The organism is Ideonella flava, assembly GCF_051857595.1.
Classification (GTDB): Bacteria; Pseudomonadota; Gammaproteobacteria; order Burkholderiales; family Burkholderiaceae_C; genus Ideonella.
Map to the genome: position 1 here is coordinate 355,479 of NZ_JBPZHD010000010.1, position 18,637 is coordinate 374,115.

Annotated in this window: 21 protein-coding genes; 8 read left to right on the plus strand and 13 right to left on the minus strand. The window is 68.5% G+C overall.

Going from position 1 to position 18,637, the window contains the following annotated elements; all coding sequences use genetic code 11:
• Window positions 1–188 precede the first annotated feature (188 nt).
• Complete coding sequence (locus tag ACS5PM_RS23030) at window positions 189–734, plus strand: GNAT family N-acetyltransferase (RefSeq protein WP_439390038.1); 546 nt, start codon at window positions 189–191, stop codon at window positions 732–734.
• 5 nt (window positions 735–739) lie between these two features.
• Complete coding sequence (locus tag ACS5PM_RS23035; RefSeq protein WP_439390039.1) at window positions 740–1,174, plus strand: NINE protein; 435 nt, start codon at window positions 740–742, stop codon at window positions 1,172–1,174.
• A 73-nt stretch (window positions 1,175–1,247) separates the two neighbouring features.
• Here ACS5PM_RS23035 and ACS5PM_RS23040 read toward each other — a convergent pair whose 3' ends face one another.
• From ACS5PM_RS23040 to murJ, 10 genes are all read right to left on the minus strand, one after another.
• Window positions 1,248–2,258 carry an inorganic phosphate transporter gene (locus ACS5PM_RS23040; RefSeq protein ID WP_439390040.1) on the minus strand — a complete coding sequence of 337 codons (1,011 nt, stop codon included), beginning with the start codon at window positions 2,256–2,258 and terminating at the stop codon, window positions 1,248–1,250.
• 12 nt (window positions 2,259–2,270) lie between these two features.
• The gene (locus ACS5PM_RS23045; protein WP_439390041.1) at window positions 2,271–2,918 is read right to left on the minus strand and encodes a DUF47 domain-containing protein; all 648 of its coding nucleotides are present in this window, start codon (window positions 2,916–2,918) and stop codon (window positions 2,271–2,273) included.
• A 103-nt stretch (window positions 2,919–3,021) separates the two neighbouring features.
• The gene (locus ACS5PM_RS23050) at window positions 3,022–3,387 is read right to left on the minus strand and encodes a DMT family protein (protein ID WP_439390042.1); all 366 of its coding nucleotides are present in this window, start codon (window positions 3,385–3,387) and stop codon (window positions 3,022–3,024) included.
• Entirely contained in the window at window positions 3,384–3,887 is a 504-nt protein-coding gene (folK, locus tag ACS5PM_RS23055) for a 2-amino-4-hydroxy-6-hydroxymethyldihydropteridine diphosphokinase (protein ID WP_439390043.1), read from the minus strand. The genes ACS5PM_RS23050 and folK overlap by 4 nt, the downstream gene beginning before the upstream one ends.
• Window positions 3,884–5,503 (minus strand): polynucleotide adenylyltransferase PcnB, encoded by a 1,620-nt coding sequence (pcnB, locus tag ACS5PM_RS23060; RefSeq protein ID WP_439390044.1) that lies wholly within the window; start codon window positions 5,501–5,503, stop codon window positions 3,884–3,886. Before pcnB ends, folK begins: the two co-directional genes overlap by 4 nt.
• The gene (locus tag ACS5PM_RS23065; protein ID WP_439390045.1) at window positions 5,500–6,174 is read right to left on the minus strand and encodes a histidinol-phosphatase; all 675 of its coding nucleotides are present in this window, start codon (window positions 6,172–6,174) and stop codon (window positions 5,500–5,502) included. Before ACS5PM_RS23065 ends, pcnB begins: the two co-directional genes overlap by 4 nt.
• Entirely contained in the window at window positions 6,171–6,845 is a 675-nt protein-coding gene (gene hda, locus ACS5PM_RS23070; protein ID WP_439390046.1) for a DnaA regulatory inactivator Hda, read from the minus strand. Before hda ends, ACS5PM_RS23065 begins: the two co-directional genes overlap by 4 nt.
• 10 nt (window positions 6,846–6,855) lie before the next feature.
• The gene (locus tag ACS5PM_RS23075; RefSeq protein ID WP_439390047.1) at window positions 6,856–7,917 is read right to left on the minus strand and encodes an AI-2E family transporter; all 1,062 of its coding nucleotides are present in this window, start codon (window positions 7,915–7,917) and stop codon (window positions 6,856–6,858) included.
• A gap of 85 nt (window positions 7,918–8,002) precedes the next feature.
• Window positions 8,003–8,872 (minus strand): SirB1 family protein, encoded by an 870-nt coding sequence (locus ACS5PM_RS23080; RefSeq protein ID WP_439390048.1) that lies wholly within the window; start codon window positions 8,870–8,872, stop codon window positions 8,003–8,005.
• An 89-nt stretch (window positions 8,873–8,961) separates the two neighbouring features.
• Window positions 8,962–10,518, minus strand: coding sequence for a murein biosynthesis integral membrane protein MurJ (gene murJ / locus ACS5PM_RS23085; protein ID WP_439390049.1), 1,557 nt, complete (start codon window positions 10,516–10,518; stop codon window positions 8,962–8,964).
• A 113-nt stretch (window positions 10,519–10,631) separates the two neighbouring features.
• Between murJ and rpsT the strand changes: the two genes are divergently transcribed.
• The gene (gene rpsT, locus ACS5PM_RS23090; protein ID WP_439390050.1) at window positions 10,632–10,928 is read left to right on the plus strand and encodes a 30S ribosomal protein S20; all 297 of its coding nucleotides are present in this window, start codon (window positions 10,632–10,634) and stop codon (window positions 10,926–10,928) included.
• A gap of 211 nt (window positions 10,929–11,139) precedes the next feature.
• Here the strand turns inward: rpsT and ACS5PM_RS23095 are convergent, their stop codons facing one another.
• On the minus strand, window positions 11,140–11,460 hold the full coding sequence (locus tag ACS5PM_RS23095; RefSeq protein WP_439390051.1) for a DUF3579 domain-containing protein: 321 nt from the start codon (window positions 11,458–11,460) through the stop codon (window positions 11,140–11,142).
• A 235-nt stretch (window positions 11,461–11,695) separates the two neighbouring features.
• On the opposite strand from ACS5PM_RS23095, the gene ACS5PM_RS23100 reads away from it, so the two are divergent.
• From ACS5PM_RS23100 to ACS5PM_RS23120, 5 genes are all read left to right on the plus strand, one after another.
• Window positions 11,696–12,895, plus strand: coding sequence for an aspartate aminotransferase family protein (locus ACS5PM_RS23100; protein WP_439390052.1), 1,200 nt, complete (start codon window positions 11,696–11,698; stop codon window positions 12,893–12,895).
• Window positions 12,892–13,854, plus strand: coding sequence for an ornithine carbamoyltransferase (gene argF / locus ACS5PM_RS23105; protein WP_439390053.1), 963 nt, complete (start codon window positions 12,892–12,894; stop codon window positions 13,852–13,854). The genes ACS5PM_RS23100 and argF overlap by 4 nt, the downstream gene beginning before the upstream one ends.
• 61 nt (window positions 13,855–13,915) lie before the next feature.
• Window positions 13,916–14,659, plus strand: a complete 744-nt coding sequence (locus ACS5PM_RS23110) for a metallophosphoesterase family protein (protein WP_439390054.1) — start codon at window positions 13,916–13,918, stop codon at window positions 14,657–14,659.
• A gap of 4 nt (window positions 14,660–14,663) precedes the next feature.
• Window positions 14,664–16,163: a serine/threonine protein kinase gene (locus ACS5PM_RS23115; RefSeq protein WP_439390055.1), complete on the plus strand. Its 1,500-nt coding sequence runs from the start codon at window positions 14,664–14,666 to the stop codon at window positions 16,161–16,163.
• Window positions 16,163–16,501, plus strand: coding sequence for a YkgJ family cysteine cluster protein (locus tag ACS5PM_RS23120; RefSeq protein ID WP_439390056.1), 339 nt, complete (start codon window positions 16,163–16,165; stop codon window positions 16,499–16,501). The genes ACS5PM_RS23115 and ACS5PM_RS23120 overlap by 1 nt, the downstream gene beginning before the upstream one ends.
• 44 nt (window positions 16,502–16,545) lie before the next feature.
• On the opposite strand, the gene ACS5PM_RS23125 is transcribed toward ACS5PM_RS23120, so the two are convergent.
• On the minus strand, window positions 16,546–16,929 hold the full coding sequence (locus ACS5PM_RS23125) for a hypothetical protein (protein WP_439390057.1): 384 nt from the start codon (window positions 16,927–16,929) through the stop codon (window positions 16,546–16,548).
• Window positions 16,926–18,236: an ammonium transporter gene (locus ACS5PM_RS23130; RefSeq protein WP_439390058.1), complete on the minus strand. Its 1,311-nt coding sequence runs from the start codon at window positions 18,234–18,236 to the stop codon at window positions 16,926–16,928. The genes ACS5PM_RS23125 and ACS5PM_RS23130 overlap by 4 nt, the downstream gene beginning before the upstream one ends.
• Window positions 18,237–18,637 lie beyond the last annotated feature (401 nt).

The window sequence follows — 18,637 nt, forward strand, 5'->3', positions numbered from 1 at the left end:
TCGGCTGCCGGCGCCCGATCGTTCGAACATCCATTGGGAAATTCCTCGGATCGATGCCTGCAGCTGCTTCGGCCCCGTAGATACGCCGCCGCGCCCAGTTGCCTGGACCTTGGGCCGTGACCGAAACGTATGATTATAGCGCCTCGCCCCTAGGCCGCCCAACGCCAGTCCCCAAGCCGCGCCCACCCATGCCCTCCAGCTCCATCGCCACCACCCTCGTCCGCCCCAGCACCGAGGCCGACCTGCCTGCCATCGCCGCCATCTACGGCGACGCGGTCCTGACCGGCACCGGCACCTTCGAGCTGGAGCCCCCCGGCGAGCCCGACATGGCGCATCGCCGTGAAGACGTGCTGTCCAAGGGACTGCCCTGGCTGGTGGCAGAGGTACAGGGGCGCGTGCTCGGTTATGCCTACGCCAATCACTTCCGCCCTCGCCTGGCCTACCGCTTCTGCCTGGAGGACTCGATCTACCTGCACCGCGATGCACGCGGCCGGGGCCTGGGCACGCTGCTGCTGGCCGAGCTCATCGCCCGGTGCGAGGCGGCGGGCGCACGCCAGATGCTGGCGGTGATCGGGGACAGCGCCAACGCCGGCTCGATCCGCGTGCATCGCCGGCTGGGCTTCCAGCACGTGGGCACGATGAAGAGCGCCGGCTGGAAGTTCGACCGCTGGCTGGACGTGGTCGTCATGCAGCGTGCGCTGGGCGTCGGCGACGCCCTGCCGGCGGCGGACTGAAGGCGATGAAGTCCAAGACGCTCGCCACCTGGCTGGCCGTGCTCGCCGGCGCCCTGGGTGTTCACCGCCTGTACTTGCACGGGCCGCGCGACCCCTGGGCCTGGCTCTTCTGGCCACCCACGCTGATGGGCCTGGCCGGCGTCTGGCGCATGAGGCAGCTCGGGCAGGATGACCACCTGTCTTGGCTGCTCATCCCGCTGCTGGGCCTGTCGCTTGTGGCCGCGATGCTGGGGGCCATCGTCATCGGCCTGACCCCCGACGATCGATGGACCTCGCGTTTCGGGGCGCCGGGCGAAGCATCGCAGGCCACCGGCTGGGGACCGGTGCTGGGTGTCATCGCCGCGCTGATGGTCGGTGGGGCGGTGCTGATGGGCACCATCGCCTTTGGCGGGCAGAAGTTCTTCGAGTGGCAGCAGGAAGAAGCGGCGTCCCCGCGCTGAGCGCCGGGACGCTCTCACGCCAAGGTGGCTCCCCCGCTTTGCTTGAACCCCCGTTGGGCCGGCCCTGGGGTGCTCAGTACAACGTCAGGCTCAGCCAGTAGAAGGCGCCAGCCACGAAAGCCGCAGCGGGAATGGTGAAGATCCATGCCCACACGATGTTGCCGGCCAGCCCCCAGCGCACGGTGGAGGCATTGCGCACCGAACCCACGCCGAGGATGGCACCCGTGATGGTGTGGGTGGTGGACACCGGCACGCCGAGCGCCGTCGCCAGGAAAAGCGTCATCGCCCCGCCGGTTTCCGCACAGAAGCCACCGACCGGCTTGAGCTTGGTCAGGCGCTGACCCATGGTCTTGACGATGCGCCAGCCGCCGAACATGGTGCCCATGCCGATCGCCACGTAGCAGGCCCAGATGACCCAGGCCGGCGGCGCGGTCGCCTCGGCCGCCGTGTAGCCGGCCGCCACGAGCAGCATCCAGATGATGCCGATGGTCTTCTGTGCGTCGTTGCCGCCGTGGCCGAGTGAGTACAGGCCCGCAGACACCAACTGCAATCGGCGGAACCAGCGGTCCACGCGGATCGGCGAGGTGCGGCGGAAGATCCACGCCACCAGCACCATCATCAGCGAGCCCAGCACGAAGCCGAGGATGGGCGAGATGAAGATGAAGGCCACCGTCTTGAGGATGCCACCGGCGATGAGATGAGCGCCGCCGGCTTTGGCGATCACTGCGCCGACGATGCCGCCGATGAGCGCATGCGAGCTGGACGACGGGATGCCGTACCACCAGGTGATGACGTTCCAGGTGATCGCACCGATCAGTGCCCCGAACACCACGTGGTGATCCACCACACCCGGCTCGACGATGCCCTTGCCTATCGTCCTGGCCACGCTGAGGTGGAAGATGGCGATCGCCACCACGTTGAAGAAGGCGGCGAACAGCACGGCCTGCTGCGGCTTGAGCACGCCGGTGGACACGACGGTGGCGATCGAGTTCGCCGCATCGTGAAAACCGTTCATGAAGTCGAATGCGACGGCCAGCAGCACCAGCACCGCAACCGCCCAGAACGAGATGGAGATGGATTCCATGCAGGACGGGCGTCAGGAGTTCTCGAGGACGATGCCCTCGATCAGGTTGGCCACGTCCTCGCAACGGTCGGAGATGGATTCCAGGTGTTCGTAGATCGCCTTGAGCTTGATCAGCTCGCGCACGTCTTCTTCCTCGCGGAACAGGCGTGACATCGCGCTGCGCATGACCCGGTCCGCGTCGGACTCCAGGCGGTCGATCTCCTCGCAGGTCTTGATCGCCGCCTCCGACACCTCGGCGTTGTTCAGCCGGGGCAGCAGCGACACGGCGTGCTGCACCCGCTCGCAGCACTTGACCGAGATCTCGCAAAGACGCAGCACGTCTTCGGTCACGTGCTGCAGGTCGTACAGCGCCATCACCTCGCTGGAGTCCTGCAGCAGGTCGGTGATGTCATCCATCGCATTGATCAGGCCGTGAATCTGCTCGCGATCGATCGGCGTGATGAAGGTTCGATGCAGAAGGCGGTTCACCTCGGCGGTGATCTTGTCGGCGCCGCGCTCGGCCGCGTCGACCTCGCTCGCATACTTCTCGCGCAGGTCGGCGGTGCCGTAGTACTGGATCATCGACATGAAGGCTCGCGAGCCTTCGGCGATGTACTTGCCGTGCTGGTTGAACAGCTCGAAGAAGTTGCCATCCTTGGGCAACAGTTTGCCGAAAAGCATTCGGGTCTCCTCGTGGTGACGCCCGTTCAGGCGCCTACACAGTTCTGTCACCGAAGCGTCATCGGTGTGTCCGGGGCGGGATTGTAGGCAGCCGGGCTGACGTTCAATTCCGGAAGATGAAATAGACGGCCCCCACCAGGCACAGCCCGGCCCACAGGTAGTCCATCTTCAGCGGCTCGCCCATGTACAGCGTGGCAAACGCCACGAAGATCGCCAGGGTGATCACCTCCTGGCCGATCTTCAGCTGGGCCAGGCTCAGGCCGCCGGCATAGCCGATGCGATTGCCGGGCACCTGGAGCAGGTACTCGAACAGCGCGATGCCCCAGCTGATGAGCGCAGCCGTCCACCAGGCCTGGCCTGCCTGGTGCTTCAGGTGGCCGTACCAGGCGAAGGTCATGAACAGGTTGGACAGCACCAGCAGCCCGAAGGCCTGGACGGAGATGGGCAGCGAGGACAGCGAGAAGCTCATGGGGTGTCGGCCAGGCGTTCGATGCGCTGCTCGCTGACGGCCGGCAGCAAACCGGTCAGGGCTCCGAGCCCGGGCACGTGCAGATCGGGCGCCAGTTCGGCGAGCGGATGCAGCACGAAGGCTCGCAGGTGAAGGCGCGGATGCGGCACGGTCAGCACGGGGTCCGAGAACTGCGCGTCGCCATACAGCAGCAGGTCGAGATCCAGCGTGCGAGGCGCGTTGCGATATGGCCTCTCGCGGCCAAAGCCGTCTTCGATGTCCTGGAGCGCACGCAGCAGCGTGTGGGCTTCCAGGTCGGTCTCTATCACGGCCGCCGCGTTGACATAGTCAGGGCCGCCGGCGTCGACCGGCGCCGTGCGGTAGAGCGACGAACGCGCGAGGACTTGAACTCCCGGCGTGGTGGCCAAGGCCCGCAAAGCCGCTTCGACCTGGCGGCGCGCATCGCCCAGGTTGGCTCCCAGGCCGATGCAGGCCCGGACCGGGCGGGAGGTGCTGCTCACTCGCCGACGTCGTGTCCGGGAGAACTCGTCGGCAACGCCGCCGTGCCTTCGCCGCGCTGGCCCGCCGGCTTGCGACGACGGCGGCGGCGCTTGCGCGGTGCGGAAGCGCTTTCGCCCTCCTCGGCATCCGGGTCGCCCTCGACAGGCGTCGCGACCTGTGCCTCGCCCGAGGCCGCCGTCACGGGCGACCCGGAACGCTTGGCGGCACCACCGCGCTTGGGCCCCTTGGTCTCGCGCACGGCCTCGACCAGCGCCTCGCGCTCGGCGTCGTCCCCCAGCGAGAAGTCCTCCCACCATTCGGCCAGCTCGGTCGGAATCTCGCCCGCATCGGCCCGCAGCCGAAGGAAGTCGAAACCGGCGCGAAAGCGCGGCTGCTCCACCAGGGCGTACGGCGCGTTGCCCGTGCGACGCTCGAAGCGCGGCTGCATCAGCCAGATCTCGCGCATGTCGGTGGCCAGCTTGCCGCGGCCGGAGATGTCGCCGATGCGGGCGTCGAAGACCGCGTCGATGGCCTGGGACAAGGCGGGCATCGGATGCTCGCCCTGGGCCCTGAGCGCCATCCACTTGCCGTCGACGTCGTGCCAAAGCATGCAGGCCAGCATGAAGCTGGGTGCCACCGCCTTGCCCTCCGCCACACGGCGGTCGGTGTCGGCCAGCGCGAGCTGCACGAAGCGCTCGCGCGCGCTGCCCTCGGGCGCGTTGGCCAGCACGGCGTCGAGGACCGGGAACACGCCGCGGTCCAGGCCGTGCTTCTTCAGCTCGGCCAGGCTCGCGAGCGCGTGGCCGGTCTGCAGCAGCTTGATCATCTCGTCGAACAGGCGAGACGCCGGCACGTTGGCCAGCAGCGAGGCCATGGATTTCAATGGCTTGAGTGTCTTGGGCTCGATGGTGAAGCCCAGCTTGGCCGCGAAGCGGATGACGCGGATGATGCGCACCGGATCTTCCCGGTAGCGCGTCTCGGGGTCGCCGATCATGCGCAGCACCTGCGCCTTCGCGTCCTTCAGACCCTGGTGATAGTCGACCACGATGCGGCTCTTCGGGTCGTAGTACATCGCGTTGACGGTGAAGTCGCGCCGCGCGGCATCCTCGATCTGCGGGCCCCAGACGTTGTCGCGCAGCACACGGCCGCTCGCATCCACCACGTGCCCCTTGCCGGCCATCTCTTCCCTGGAGGTCTTCTCGTTGCCTTCGACCTGCTCGGATGCGGCGGCATCCATGTAGGCCCGAAAGGTGGAGACCTCGATCACCTCGTGGTCGCGCCCGCGCCCGTGGATGACGTGCACGATGCGAAAGCGCCGGCCGATGATGAAGGCGCGGCGGAACAGGCCCTTGACCTGCTCGGGCGTGGCGTTGGTCGCGACGTCGAAATCCTTGGGCCGGCGGCTGACCAGCAGGTCTCGCACCGCACCGCCCACGATGTAGGCCTCGAAGCCCGCGTCCTGCAACGTGGTGACCACGCGTACTGCGCGCTCGTCCAGCAGGGAAGCATCGATGCCGTGCTCGGCGGCCGAGGCCTCGGCGCGCTTGCCCAGCGGAATGCGTACGGCCTTCGGCGCCGGCTTGTCAGCTGCCACGGGCTGCTTGCCCAGCAGCTTGTCGATGAATTTGCGGATCATGGGGTGTCGAAGAGCTTGATGATGCGCCAGCCGCGCTCGCGGGCGATGGCCTCCAGCGCCGGCGTGGGGTTGGTCGCGATCGGGGTGCGAACGCGCTCGAGCAGGGGCAGGTCGTTGGTGGAGTCGCTGTAGAACAGCACGTCGTCGAAGTCGGCCCACTGCCGCCCCTGGGCGGCAAGCCAGGCTTCGACGCGCGTGACCTTGCCTTCGCGGAAGGTCGGCACGCCGGTGGAGCGCCCGGTCACCCGGCCATTGTCGTCGCGCTCGAGATCGACCGCCAGCAACTGCTCGACGCCAAAGGCGCTGGCGATCGGCCGGGTGACGAACTCGTTGGTCGCGGTGACGATGGCCACCAGATCGCCGGCCTCGAAGTGCCCCGCGACCAGCGCCCGGGCCTGGTCGTGCAGGCGGGGCTCGATCACCTCGCGCATGAAGCGCTGGCGAGCCGCTTCGGCTTCTTCAAGGGGCCGGTCGCGCCAGGCCGAGGTCGCGAAATCGAGGTATTCGGCCAGGTTCAGGGTCCCGGCCTGGTAATGGGCATAGAAAGTGTCGTTGCGGGCGCGCCAGGCTGCGCCATCGACCCAGCCGATCTCCACCATGAATTCGCCGAAGGCGTGGTCGGAGTCGGTGGGCAGCAGGGTGCCATCCAGGTCGAACAGGGCCAGCTTCATGTACCGCGACCTTCCTCGTTCATCATCTTCTTCAGCAGCGGCACGGTGATCGCTCGGCGCTCGGCCAGCGAGAAGCTGTCGAGCCGGGCGAGCAGGGCCATGAGCGAGCCCAGGTCGCGCGCGAAGCGGGTCAGCAGGTAGTCCATCACCTCGTCGGAGAGAAAGACACCCCGGCGGTCGGCCTCGCGGCGCAGGGCGGCCCGGGTGCCGGCTTCCGTCAGCGGCTTCACGGCATGGACCTGACCCCAGCCGAGGCGCGTGCGCACGTCGTCGCGGACCGGCAGATCCACCGGTGGCAACGTGCCGGCGGCAGCCATCTGCACGCCATGCGTCGCCGCCTCGACGAAGAGGGCGAACGCGGCGTGCTGGCGGGCGGCGTCCAGCCGGTCGGCGCCATCGATGACGATCAGCCACCAGCCTTCATCGAAGGTCCAGGGCAGCGGCGTGTCGGCATCGAACCAGCCGACCCGCGCACCTTCGCCGCGCAACTGGCGGGCCAGGGCCGCCAGGAGGTGGGTCTTGCCGGCGCCGGACGGGCCCCAGAGGTAGACCGGCGGCGAGGGGACGACCAGCCGCCGGAGCGCGTCCAGCGTGGCCAGGTTGTCACCGGCGACGAAATTGTCGAAGCTCGGCTCGGCTTCGCCGGCGATGGGCAGGGGGATCTGCTTCATGGCCGGCCGTTCATTCCCGATACAGGGCGCTGCCCAGGTAGGCCCCGGTCACCCTGCGGCCCGCGACCAGCACCAGCGCCGACAGGGGCAGCGCGATCAGCACACCGACGAAGCCGAACAGGTGCCCGCAGGCCAGCAGCGCAAAGATCACCGCCAGCGGCGGCAGGCCGATGCGCTCGCCCACGAGCCGCGGCGTGAGGAAGAAGCTCTCGATGACCTGGCCGACGCCATAGACGACCGCGACCACGATCACGCCATACCAGCCGATGAATTGCAGGACCCCGGCCAGCAAGGCGAGCAGCAGCCCCAGGCCGAAGCCGAGGTAAGGGATGAAGATGGCCAGGCCGGTGAACACGCCCACCGGCAGGGCCAGCTCGAAGCCGGCGATCGCCAGGGCCAGTGCGTAGTACACGGCCAGGACGAGCATCACCAGGGCCTGGCCGCGGAGGTACTGGCCCAGCACGCTGTCGCATTCGGCGAGGAAGGCATCGACCTGCTCGCGCCGGCGAGGCGGCACCAGCGAAAGCGTGCGCGCCGTCAGCCTGGGCCAGTCGAGCAAGAGGTAGAACAGCACGGCCGGCACCAGCACCGCATTGCCGATCACCGCCAGCAGGATGCTGCCCCCGATGCGCGCGGAGCTCAGTGCCGCCGCCATCCAGTCCTCCAGGTTGCCGTCCAGCGCCTGTAGCGCCATCGCCTTGATGCCGGCCACGTCGAGCGACACGTTGATGCCGAACTGCGCCAGCCACGGCGACAGGTGCTGGTTGAGCCTGTCGGCCAGCAGGGGCACCTGCTGTTTCACCAGCGGCAGCTCCTTGGCGAGGATGGGCACCACGAGCAGCATGACGGCGAGGACGACCAGCACCGTCGTCAGCACCACCAGCGTGACCGCCAGCACCCGCGGGACCCGGCGCGCCGCCAGGCGCTCGACCGCCGGGTGCAGCGCATACGCCAGGCCGGCGCCCAGCAGGAAGGGCATCAGCACCGGGGCGAGCGCCCACACGGCCACCAGGGCGGCAGCGGCGATCAGCAGCCAGCTCAGGCTTTGGCGCTGGGCGGGTGTCAGGGTCATGGATCGGCCCAGGCGGGGACCGCCCGGCAGGGCATCAGGGCAGGAAAACGGCGGATTCTAGGGGCCGCCGGACGCTGCACCGCAATCAGTGGAGCAGGGGCCGCGGGCTGTCCCGCAGCTCGGCCAGCATGCGGCGCATCGGCTCGGCATCCGCGGCGTCGGGCTCGTGGGCGAGGTAGGCCGACAGGTCTTCGGCGGCCGCATCGGGCTGGCCGAGTTCGGCAAACGTCAGTCCGCGGTCGCGCCGCTCATCCCAGGCCTGCGGCAGCAGGCACACCAGCCGCTGCTGCACGGCCAGCAGGCTGGGGAAGTCGTCCGCCTGCTGGTGGATGGACTTCAGGTTGCGCAACATGCGGGCGATGACGTCGCGAGGCGACGCCGACTGCAGGAACAAGCCCAGCGGCACCTCGAACTCGCCCACCAGGCCCTGCTTGCGGCGCAAGGGCTCCAGGCGCTCCTCCAGCTCCTCGCGCGAGAGCGAGCGGCCGTTGAACGGATCCATCACCGCCTCGCCATGGGGCAGCCGCAGCTTGACCAGGAAATGGCCCGGGAAGGACACGCCGCGCGCCACCAGGCCGGCGTGGGCCGCCAGCTCGATGTAGATCAACGCCAGCGAGATCGGGATGCCCCGCCGGCTGGCCAGGACCCGGTGCAGGTAGCTGTTGCCGGCGTCGTAGTAGTCGTTGACGTTGCCGGCGAAGCCCAGCTCGCGGAAAAAGTAGCGATTGAGGGTGCGCAGTCGATGCATCGCGCTCGCGTCGGCCGGCAGGCGGCGCTTCAGGCGATCGCCGAGTGCATCGATCTCGTCGATCACCGACTGGGCGTCCAGCTCGGGATCGGCATCCTGGCCCAGGGAGACGGCGGCCTCGAGCAGGGCGAAGTGCTCGTCCTCGGACACCAGCGCGGCGAAGTATTCCAGCGGACTCGGGGCTTCCAGGCGCAGCGGAAGGCTCATGGGTCAAGTGTAGGACTTTTGGCCAGCCGTCCCCAGGGCGGCCCCGCCCCCCGAACAAGGTCCGGAAGAACCCAGGCCTGGCGGCGAAATCAGCTGCGGCGGGCGAACTGGCGCAGGTCGAGTCCCGCCAGCCTCAGCAGCCCGAAGTAGGCGAACACGGCCGCCACCATCACGCCGCTCAGCCACGCCACCCGCAAGCCGGGATGCGCCTGCAGCGCCAGCCAGTCCAGCTGTATCGACGCGAACAGCAGCCCGCCGGCCAGCGCCACGTTGGCCGGCAGAACCCGCGCGATGAAGCCACGCCAGCCCGGCGCCGGTCGATAGTGCCCCTGGCGACGCAGCCCGATCAGAAGCCAGCCCGCGTTGACCATGGCGCCCAGGCCGATGGAAAGAGCCAGCCCGGCGTGGCCGAGCCAGGGCACGAAGGCCAGGTTCATGAGCTGCGTGCACACGAGCACGACGATGGCGATGCGCACCGGGGTCCGCAGATCCTGCTGCGCGAAGAAGCCGGGCGCGAGCACCTTGATGGCCACGATGCCGATCAGGCCGCAGCCGTAGCCGCGCAGGGCCAGCACGGTCTTGCCCACCGCGTCCGGGCTGAATTTGCCGTAGTGGAAGAGCACCGCCACCAAGGGCGTGGCGAAGGTCAACATGGCCACTGCAAAGGGCAATGCGAGCACGAACACCAGCCGCAGGCCCCAGTCCAGCTGGGCCGAGTAGCCAGCGTCGTCGTTCTGGGCCCGCCGGGCGGACAGGCCCGGAACCAGCACCACCCCCAGCGCCACCCCCAGCAGCGCGGTCGGGAACTCCATCAGCCGGTCGGCGTAGAACAGCCACGACACCGCGCCCGGCCCCAGGTGCGAGGCGATCTGGGTGTTGATGAGCAGCGAGAGCTGCGCCACCGAGACGCCCAGCAGCGCCGGGGCCATCTGGGTGAGCAGCCGGTGCACCCCTGGGTGAAGCCAGGCGCGCCGCCAGGCGGCGGGACCGAAGGCGATCCTGGGCAGGCAACCGATGCGGCGCAAGGCGGGAAACTGGATCGCCAGCTGGAGCAGACCGCCCGCCATCACCCCGGCGGACAGCGCGTGGATGGGCCGGATGTGGTGCCTCTCCAGCACCGGGGCCAGGAACAGCGCGGCGCTGATCATCGCCACGTTCAGCAGCACCGGCGTCGCGGCCGGCACGGCGAAGCGGCGCCAGGTGTTGAGAATGCCCGCCGACAACGCCACCAGCGACATGAAGCCGATGTAGGGGAACATCCAGCGGGTCATCACCACCGCCAGGTCCAGCTCCTGCAGGCCCGCGCCGAAGAGCCAGACGATGACGGGTGCGCCAATCACACCGATCACGCATGTGGCGACGAGCGCGGCGAACAGCACCGTGGCGACGGCATCGATCAGGCGGCGCGTGGCCTCGTCGCCATCCGTGGCCCGGGTCGCGGCGAGGATGGGCACGAAAGCCGAGGAGAAGGCCCCTTCGGCGAACAGCCTTCGCAGCAGGTTGGGGATGCGGAAGGCGACGTTGAAGGCGTCGGTCAGCGCGCCAGCGCCGAAGCTGGAGGCAATGAGCTGGTCTCGCGCCAGGCCGGTCACGCGCGACAGCAAGGTCCAGAGGGATACCGTCGACGCGGACTTCAGCAGGTTCATGGGGCGGCGGATTGTAGCCAGCACCATCGGCGCGGCCGGGCCGCCCTTGCCTGCCTACCCCGGAAACTGCTATACTCGACGGTCTTTTCCCCACCTGGAAAACCCAAACACCAATGGCCACCTCTTCCAAAGCCAAGAAGCGCACCGTGCGCCTGGCGTCGGGCCGCAAGCGCGCCCGCCAAGACGTGAACCTGAACGCGGCCAATTCCTCGCTGCGCTCCAAGTTCCGCACCTCGATCAAGAACGTCCTGAAGGCCGTGGCCTCCGGCGACAAGGCCAAGGCCTCCGAGCTGTTCAAGACGGCCCAGGGCGTCATCGACTCGATCGCCGACAAGGGCCTGTTCCACAAGAACAAGGCCGCCCGCCACAAGAGCCGCCTGTCGGCCAAGGTCAAGGCGCTGGCCGCCTGACGACCTTCTTCCAGGTGGTTGCCCAAGGGCCCGCAATGCGGGCCCTTTTGACGTCCAGGCCCGCAATGCGAGTCCTTTTGCCGTCCAGGCCCGCGATGCGAGTCCTTTTGACGTCCAGGCCCGCGATGCGAGTCCTTTTGCCGTCCGGGCCCGCGATGCAGGCCCTTTTCACTTCCAGGCCCGCCATGCGGGCCTGTTCACTTCCAGAGGCTCACTTCGGCTGATCTTCCAGCCAGCAGGCCTCGGCGACCTGCAGCCCGTTGTCGCGGGCGAAGTTCATCACGAAGTCCCAGGCCATCGGCTCGATGTCGCGCAGTGCCTCGTTGACGATCACGCACTTCACGCCGTTGATGACCCGCGGCACGCAGTAGGGCGAATAACCGATGTGGGCTCCGGGCCCGCCGATCGAGCCGCCGGGGCGGAACGAGGACATGGCGCCGGCCAGGCGCTCGGACCAGTCACTGGGGCGGAAGGTTCGGCCGTCCTGCGTGACGCCCTGGATGAAGAATTGACGGGGTTTCGAAACGGTCATCAGCGCCGCGAGAGGGGAACCACGCGTGATACGGGCGGGATCTGGCGGGGCACCGATGCCCCGGCGGCCGACGCGCGTGCGTCGGGCGAAGCAGCTATTGTGCCCTGGACCTGTTGCGCCGCAGCAAACAACAGGGCGGCTTTAGAATCGACCGAGGGCTGGCGCGTGAAGGAGCTGACGCGGCCGGCCCTTTCTCATTGCGCCGCCCGGCGCCGAAAGCAGGAGCTTGCCGCCCATGACCGCCTCGATGCCCCACGTGATGAACACCTATGGCCGTCTGCCGATCGCGCTGACGCACGGCCAGGGCTGCCAGGTCTGGGACACGCACGGCAAGCGCTACCTCGACGGCCTCGGCGGGATCGCCGTGAACACCCTCGGCCACGCGCATCCGAAACTCGTGCCGGCGCTGCAGGAGCAGGTCTCGCTGCTGATCCACTGCTCCAACTACTACGAGAACCCGCTGCAGGAGCGTCTGGCCGCCAAGCTGTGCGAGCTTTCCGGACTGGACGCGGTGTTCTTCTGCAATTCGGGCCTGGAGGCCAACGAGGCCGCCCTGAAGATCGCCCGCAAGTTCGGCCACGACAAGGGCATCGCACGCCCTGAGGTGATCGTCTTCGAGAAAGCTTTCCATGGCCGCTCGATCGCCACGCTGTCGGCCACCGGCAACCCCAGGATCCAGGCCGGCTTCGAGCCGCTGGTCGAAGGCTTTCCGCGTGTCCCGCTGAATGACCTGGACGCCGTCCGGCGCCTGGCCGAGACCAACCCCAACATCGCCGCCGTCTTCCTGGAGACGATCCAGGGCGAAGGCGGCATCCACGCCGCGCGATGGGATTACCTGCGCGGCCTGCGCCAGATCTGCGACGAGCGCGGCTGGCTGCTGATGCTCGACGAGGTGCAATGCGGCCTCGGCCGCACCGGCAAGTGGTTCGCCCACCAGTGGGCCGGCATCCGGCCGGACGTGATGCCGCTCGCCAAGGGCCTGGGTTCCGGTGTGCCGATCGGCGCCGTTGTGGTCGGGCCCAAGGCCAAGGACATCCTGGGCCCCGGCAACCACGGCACCACCTTCGGCGGCAACCCGCTGGCCATGCGCGCGGGCATCGAGACGCTGACCATCATGGAGGCCGACGGCTTGCTGGCCAACGCCGCCCGGGTCGGCGACCATTTGAAAGCGGCGCTGGAGCGCGAGCTGGAGGGCGTCGCCGGCGTGAAGGAGGTGCGGGGCGCCGGCCTGATGCTGGGCATCGAGCTGGAGCGTCCCTGCGGCGTGCTGCTGTCGCGCGCGATGGAGGCCGGGCTGCTGCTGTCGGTCACCGCCGACAGCGTCATCCGGCTGGTGCCGCCGCTGATCCTGACCACGGCCGAGGCCGACGAGATCGTCCGGCTGCTGGTGCCGCTGGTGAAGGATTTCCTCGCCGAGCCCATCCCCGCCCTATGAAACCCGGGTTCTCACTGATGAAGCACTACCTGCAGTTCAAGGATTTCCGCGCCGAGGAATACGCCTACCTGTTCGAACGCGCACGGGTGATCAAGCAGCGCTTCAAGAACTACGAGAAGTACCAGCCGCTGGTCGACCGCACGCTGGCGATGATCTTCGAGAAAGCCTCCACGCGCACCCGCGTGAGCTTCGAGGCGGGCATGTACCAGATGGGCGGCTCGGTGGTGCACCTGACCACCGGCGACAGCCAGCTGGGCCGCGCCGAGCCGATCGAGGATTCATCCCGCGTCATCAGCCGCATGGTCGACCTGGTGATGATCCGCACCTACGAGCAGACCAAGATCGAGCGCTTCGCCGCGCATTCGCGGGTGCCGGTGATCAACGGCCTGACCAACGAATTCCACCCCTGCCAGATCCTGGCCGACCTGTTCACCTACCTGGAGCACAGGGCGCCGGTGAACGCCCGGGGCTTCGACATGGAAAGCCTCAAGGGCAAGGTCGTCGCCTGGGTCGGCGACGGCAACAACATGGCCAACACCTGGCTGCAGGCGGCCGAGATCCTCGGCTTCACCGTGCACGTCAGCACGCCGGGCGGCTACGAGGTGGATCCGAAGGTGGCCGGCATCTCCGACACCGCCTGCTTCAAGACCTTCGCCGACCCGACCGAAGCCTGCCGCGGCGCCCACCTGGTCACCACCGACGTGTGGACCAGCATGGGCTACGAGGCCGAGAACGAGGCGCGCCTGAAGGCTTTCGCCGACTGGTGCGTCGACACCGACATGATGGCCGTCGCCCAGCCCGACGCGCTGTTCATGCACTGCCTGCCTGCCCACCGCGGCGAGGAGGTCGCGGCCGACGTGATCGACGGGCCGCAGTCGGTGGTCTGGGATGAGGCGGAAAACAGGATGCACGTGCAGAAGGCGCTCATGGAGTACCTTGTGCTGGGCCGCATCGGCTGAGCCGGCATCAGCCGGTCGTCAGCCGGCCCTGTCAGGCTAGCGCCAGGAGACAACAGCCGAAATGAAGCTGGCACTGATCACCGACCTGCACGCCAACCGCGAGGCCGTGCAGGAGGTCCTGGATCACGCCCGGGCCCAGGGGGCCGGGCGCTATGCCTTCCTGGGCGACTACGTCGGCTACGGAGCCGACCCGGGCTGGGTCCTGGACACGGTGATGGATTTCGTCTCCCAAGGCGCCATAGCCGTCGGCGGCAACCATGATTCGGGCGTCGCCAAGGGCCCCTCGCCCACCATGCGGCCCGATGCGCGCCGCGTGATCGAGTGGACCCACTCCCAGCTCGACGACCGCCAGCTCGCCTTCCTGCGCGGCGTCCCGCTGTCGCGGACCGAGGGCGACATGCTCTTCGTGCACGCCAACGCCTTCGCCCCGGCCGAGTGGGAGTACATCCAGAGCCGCATCGAGGCCGTGCGCAGCCTGCACGCCACGCCGTGCCACTACACCTTCTGCGGCCACATGCACGAGCCGAAGCTCTTCCACCTCTCCGGCACCGGCAAGGTGGGCGACTTCATCCCCTCCCCCGGCGTCGCCATCCCGGTGCCGGCGCACCGGCAATGGCTGGTCATCCCCGGTTCGGCCGGGCAACCGCGGGACGGCAACCCGGCCGCCTGCTACGCGATGTTCGACATCGAGGAGCAGGCGCTCACCTTCCACCGCGTCCCCTACGACCACGAGACCGCCGCCGACAAGATCCGGCGCGCCGGCCTGCCGCCTGCCCTGGCCGACCGGCTGGCGCGCGGGGAGTGAAGCCATGGCTGAAGCGGTGGAGACCAACGCCTACTTCAGCCCCGGTGACCGCCCGATGCCGCAGACGCTGGCGGCCGGCCAGGTCATCGACCAGTTCCGCCTCGAGGAGTCGCTGCACCAGGGCGGCATGGCCACGTTGTGGCGCGTGACGCGCATGGGCCCGGACGGCCAGCCGGCCGCCGGCGAAAGCCTGCCGCTGATCATGAAGGTGCCGCGCATCAAGGGCGGAGAGGACCCGGCCACCATCGTCGGCTTCGAGGTCGAGCGGATGATCATGCCGATGCTGTCGGGCCCGCACGTGCCGAAGTTCGTCGCCAAGGGCGACTTCACCCGCCAGCCCTACATCGTGATGGAGCACATCCCCGGTCCATCGCTCAGGCCGCGGCTGGACGACGCGCCGCTGGCGCTGGACGAGGTGGTCGAGATCGGCTCGCGGGTGGCCACCGCGCTGCACGACCTGCACCGCCAGCACGTGGTGCACCTGGACATCAAGCCGAGCAACATCCTCTTCCGCCCCGACGGCACCGCGGTGCTGATCGACTACGGCCTGTCGCGCCACGACCAGTTGCCCGATCTGCTGGACGAGGAGTTCACGCTGCCCATGGGCACCGGCCCCTACATGTCGCCCGAGCAGGTGCAGTTCGTGCGCGACGACCCGCGCAGCGACCTCTTCGCGCTCGGCGTGATGCTCTACCACTTCACCACCGGCGAGCGGCCTTTCGGCGCGCCCGATTCGGTGCGCGGCCTGCGGCGCCGGCTCTACCTCGATCCGGTCCCGCCACGGGCGCTGCGGGCCGACTGCCCACCCTGGCTGCAGGAGCTGATCCTGAAGTGCCTGGAGGTCAAGCCCGAGCATCGCTACCAGAGTGCCGCGCAGCTCTCGCTGGACCTGCAGAATCCTTTGCAGATCCCGTTGACGCGGCGCTCCGAGCGCCTGCAGCGCTCCAGCACCTTCAAGCGCTTCAAGCGCTGGTTCTTCGCCCTCGGCGCCGAGCCGGATGCACGGCCCGTCAGCGCCACCGAGGTGGTCAAGAAGAGCCCCATCATCCTCGCCGCGGTCGATGTCGAGTCGGCGAGCGAACGCCTGCTGGACGAGCTGCGCGAGACGGTGCGGCGGATCGTGCTGACGGAGCCCGGCGCTCGCCTGGCCTGCGTGAGCGTCATGCGTACCGCACGCATCGGCATGGACGACCTCACCGACGCTCACGGCCAGAGCCTGCACGTCAAGCAGCTCGTGGGCCTGAAGCACTGGGCGCGGCCGATCAGCAAGTCGCTCAACCTGGACGAAGGTCGGCTGACCTTCCACGTGCTGGAGGCCCCGGACCCGGCCACCGCCATCGTGGAGTTCGCCCGGCGCAACCAGATCGACCACATCGTGATGGGGGCGCGCGGCAACTCCGCGCTGCGGCGCTACCTGGGCAGCGTGTCCTCGCAGGTGGTGGCCGAGTCCGATTGTTCGGTCACGGTGGTGAGGGCATCCGAGCCGGCTGCGGGCGCGGGCTGATGGCACCCGTCGACAACCCCTGCGTGCGGTGCGGTGCCTGCTGCGCGAGTTTTCGTGTCGACTTCGCGCGCGAAGAGCTTGGCTCCGAAGGCGGCCACGTGCCCGATGGCCTGGCCGTCGAGGTGACGAGCCACACCTGTCGCATGCGCGGCTCCGACCACGCCTCGCCGCGCTGCGCGGCGCTCACCGGCCGCGTCGGCGTCGACGCTCGCTGCGGCATCTACGAGTGGCGCCCGTCGCCGTGCCGGGAGTTCGGCATGCTGGCGCCCCTGGGCCGCGGCGACGCCGCCTGTTCCCGTGCACGCGCCCGGCATGGACTGCCCCCGCTGCCTGCCTGAATCAGGCGGCCCGGGCAACCCTTGCGGGTCGCCCCTGGCGGCTTTCAGCGAAGCCCGCGTGTGTACTTCTGCAGCCAACGCTCGCGCAACTCGGCCTCCGTCGGGGCCGCAGGCGCGGCGGCGGCGGGGCTGGGTGCCGCCGCCGGGCTCGCGGCCGGTGCCGCCGGCACCGCGGCCGGTGCTGCGGCAGGGAGCTTCGCCGGTGCCGGCGGCGCGATGTCACGCGCGCCCTGCAGGCGGCTCTCGACGTACGAGGCGTAGTCGCGCAAGCGAGGATCCTGGCTCTTCCTGGCCTGGTCCAGCATGCCGCGGCGGTACGCGGCATCGCCCAGGAAGAGCTGGACATCGAGCTGACAACCGAACTCGCGCCGCATGGGGACCACCATGCGGACGACGTAGTTCATGATCTGGCTGGCCAGCTCGCTCATGCGTCAGGCGCCAGCATTTCGCCGTGCTGTGCGATGTCCAGGCCCACGGCCTCGGCCTCGGCATCCACACGCAGCGGCATGATGAAGGACAGGGCCCGCAGGATCGCCCAGGTGACGACCAGGGCATAGGCCATGACGGCCATCGCGCCCATCGCATTGGTCCAGAGCGTGGCGGTGACCGGCGCGATCTCCGGCATGGCGAACAGCGGCGTCAGCAGGGTGCCGAGAAGCCCGCCCACGCCGTGCAGCGCGAAGACGTCGAGCGAGTCGTCAATGCCCGTCAGCGACTTGAAGTAGACGACGCTGATGAAGCAGATGACGCCGGCCAGCGAACCAATGACCAGCGCGCCGGTCATCCCCACGAAGCCGGAAGCGGGAGTCACGGCGACAAGGCCGGCGATCGCGCCCGTCACCGAGCCCAGCACGCTCCACTGCCCCCGGCGGATGTACTCGCACATGCCCCACAGCATCGCGCCCGCACAGGCGGCCACCTGGGTCGCCAGGAGCGCCCCCGCGGCGCGCGAGCCCGCCTCGAAAGCCGAGCCGGCGTTGAAGCCGAACCAGCCGGCCCACAGCAGACCGCCGCCCAGCACGGTGAGCATCAGGTTGTGCGGAACCATCGGCTCCTTGCCGAAGCCCTTGCGGGGACCGAGCACCCAGGCCGCCGCCAGGCCACTCGCGCCAGAGGCGATGTGGACCACCGTCCCGCCGGCGAAATCCATGTGCCCCATCTTGGCGAGCCAGCCATTGGGATGCCAGATCCAGTGCGCGACCGGCGCATAGACCAGCAGCATCCAGGCACCGGCAAAGATCATCGTCACCACCAAGCGCATGCGCTCGGCCGTCGCGCCGAGAATCAGCGCGAACGTGATGATGGCGAACGACAGCTGGAACATGAAGAAAACCGATTCCGGGATCGTCGAGGCGGCTGGATGGGCGCCTACGTGAGAGCCCAGCAAGCCATCAGCGAACGCGCGGCTCAAGTCCCCCAGCCAAGGGGTTCCGGAACTGAAGGCCAGCGAATATCCCAGCGCGGTCCAGATCAGCGTCACCACCGCCGCCGCGGCAATCGTATGGGCCACGATGGACAAGGCGTTCTTGGTCCGCAGCATGCCGCCATAGAACAGAATGATCCCGGGCATGGTCATGAGCATGACCAGCACCGTGGAGATCAGCATCCAGGCGGTATCGGCACCGCTGAAAGTCGGGGCCGCGGGGGCGCACCACGCGGGGGTCGAAACAAAGCCCATTCCCAGGGCCGATGAGGCCATCGCCCCATATCTCGATATTCTTCGAGAAACGTTCATGTGGAGAATCTCCTGTCCGGTCCGGCATTTCGCCGAGGTGGCCGTGTTTATACAGAAGACATCCCCAAGGGGGACTGCTCACAGATGACGGAGCGTGAAGGAAGTGGCCCACCGGCTGGAATGAACATTCGTTCAGAATTGACGGAATCATGACGGTTTTCATCCACCGGGCAAAAGTCTCACTTCCCATCGGCGGGCACCCCCCGCATACCCCATATATTCAGCGGCCGAGTAATTCCTGAATAACCCATTCAACGCCCATACCCCTTTTCAGCCCGATCGGGTAGGAGACGGGGTCACCCCCGCCGTCCTCCCACACCACCGTACGTGCGGTTCCGCATACGGCGGTTCATGGTTGACGCTGGAAGCGCCGGTGGGTATCCACCAGCGACACGAGTCCC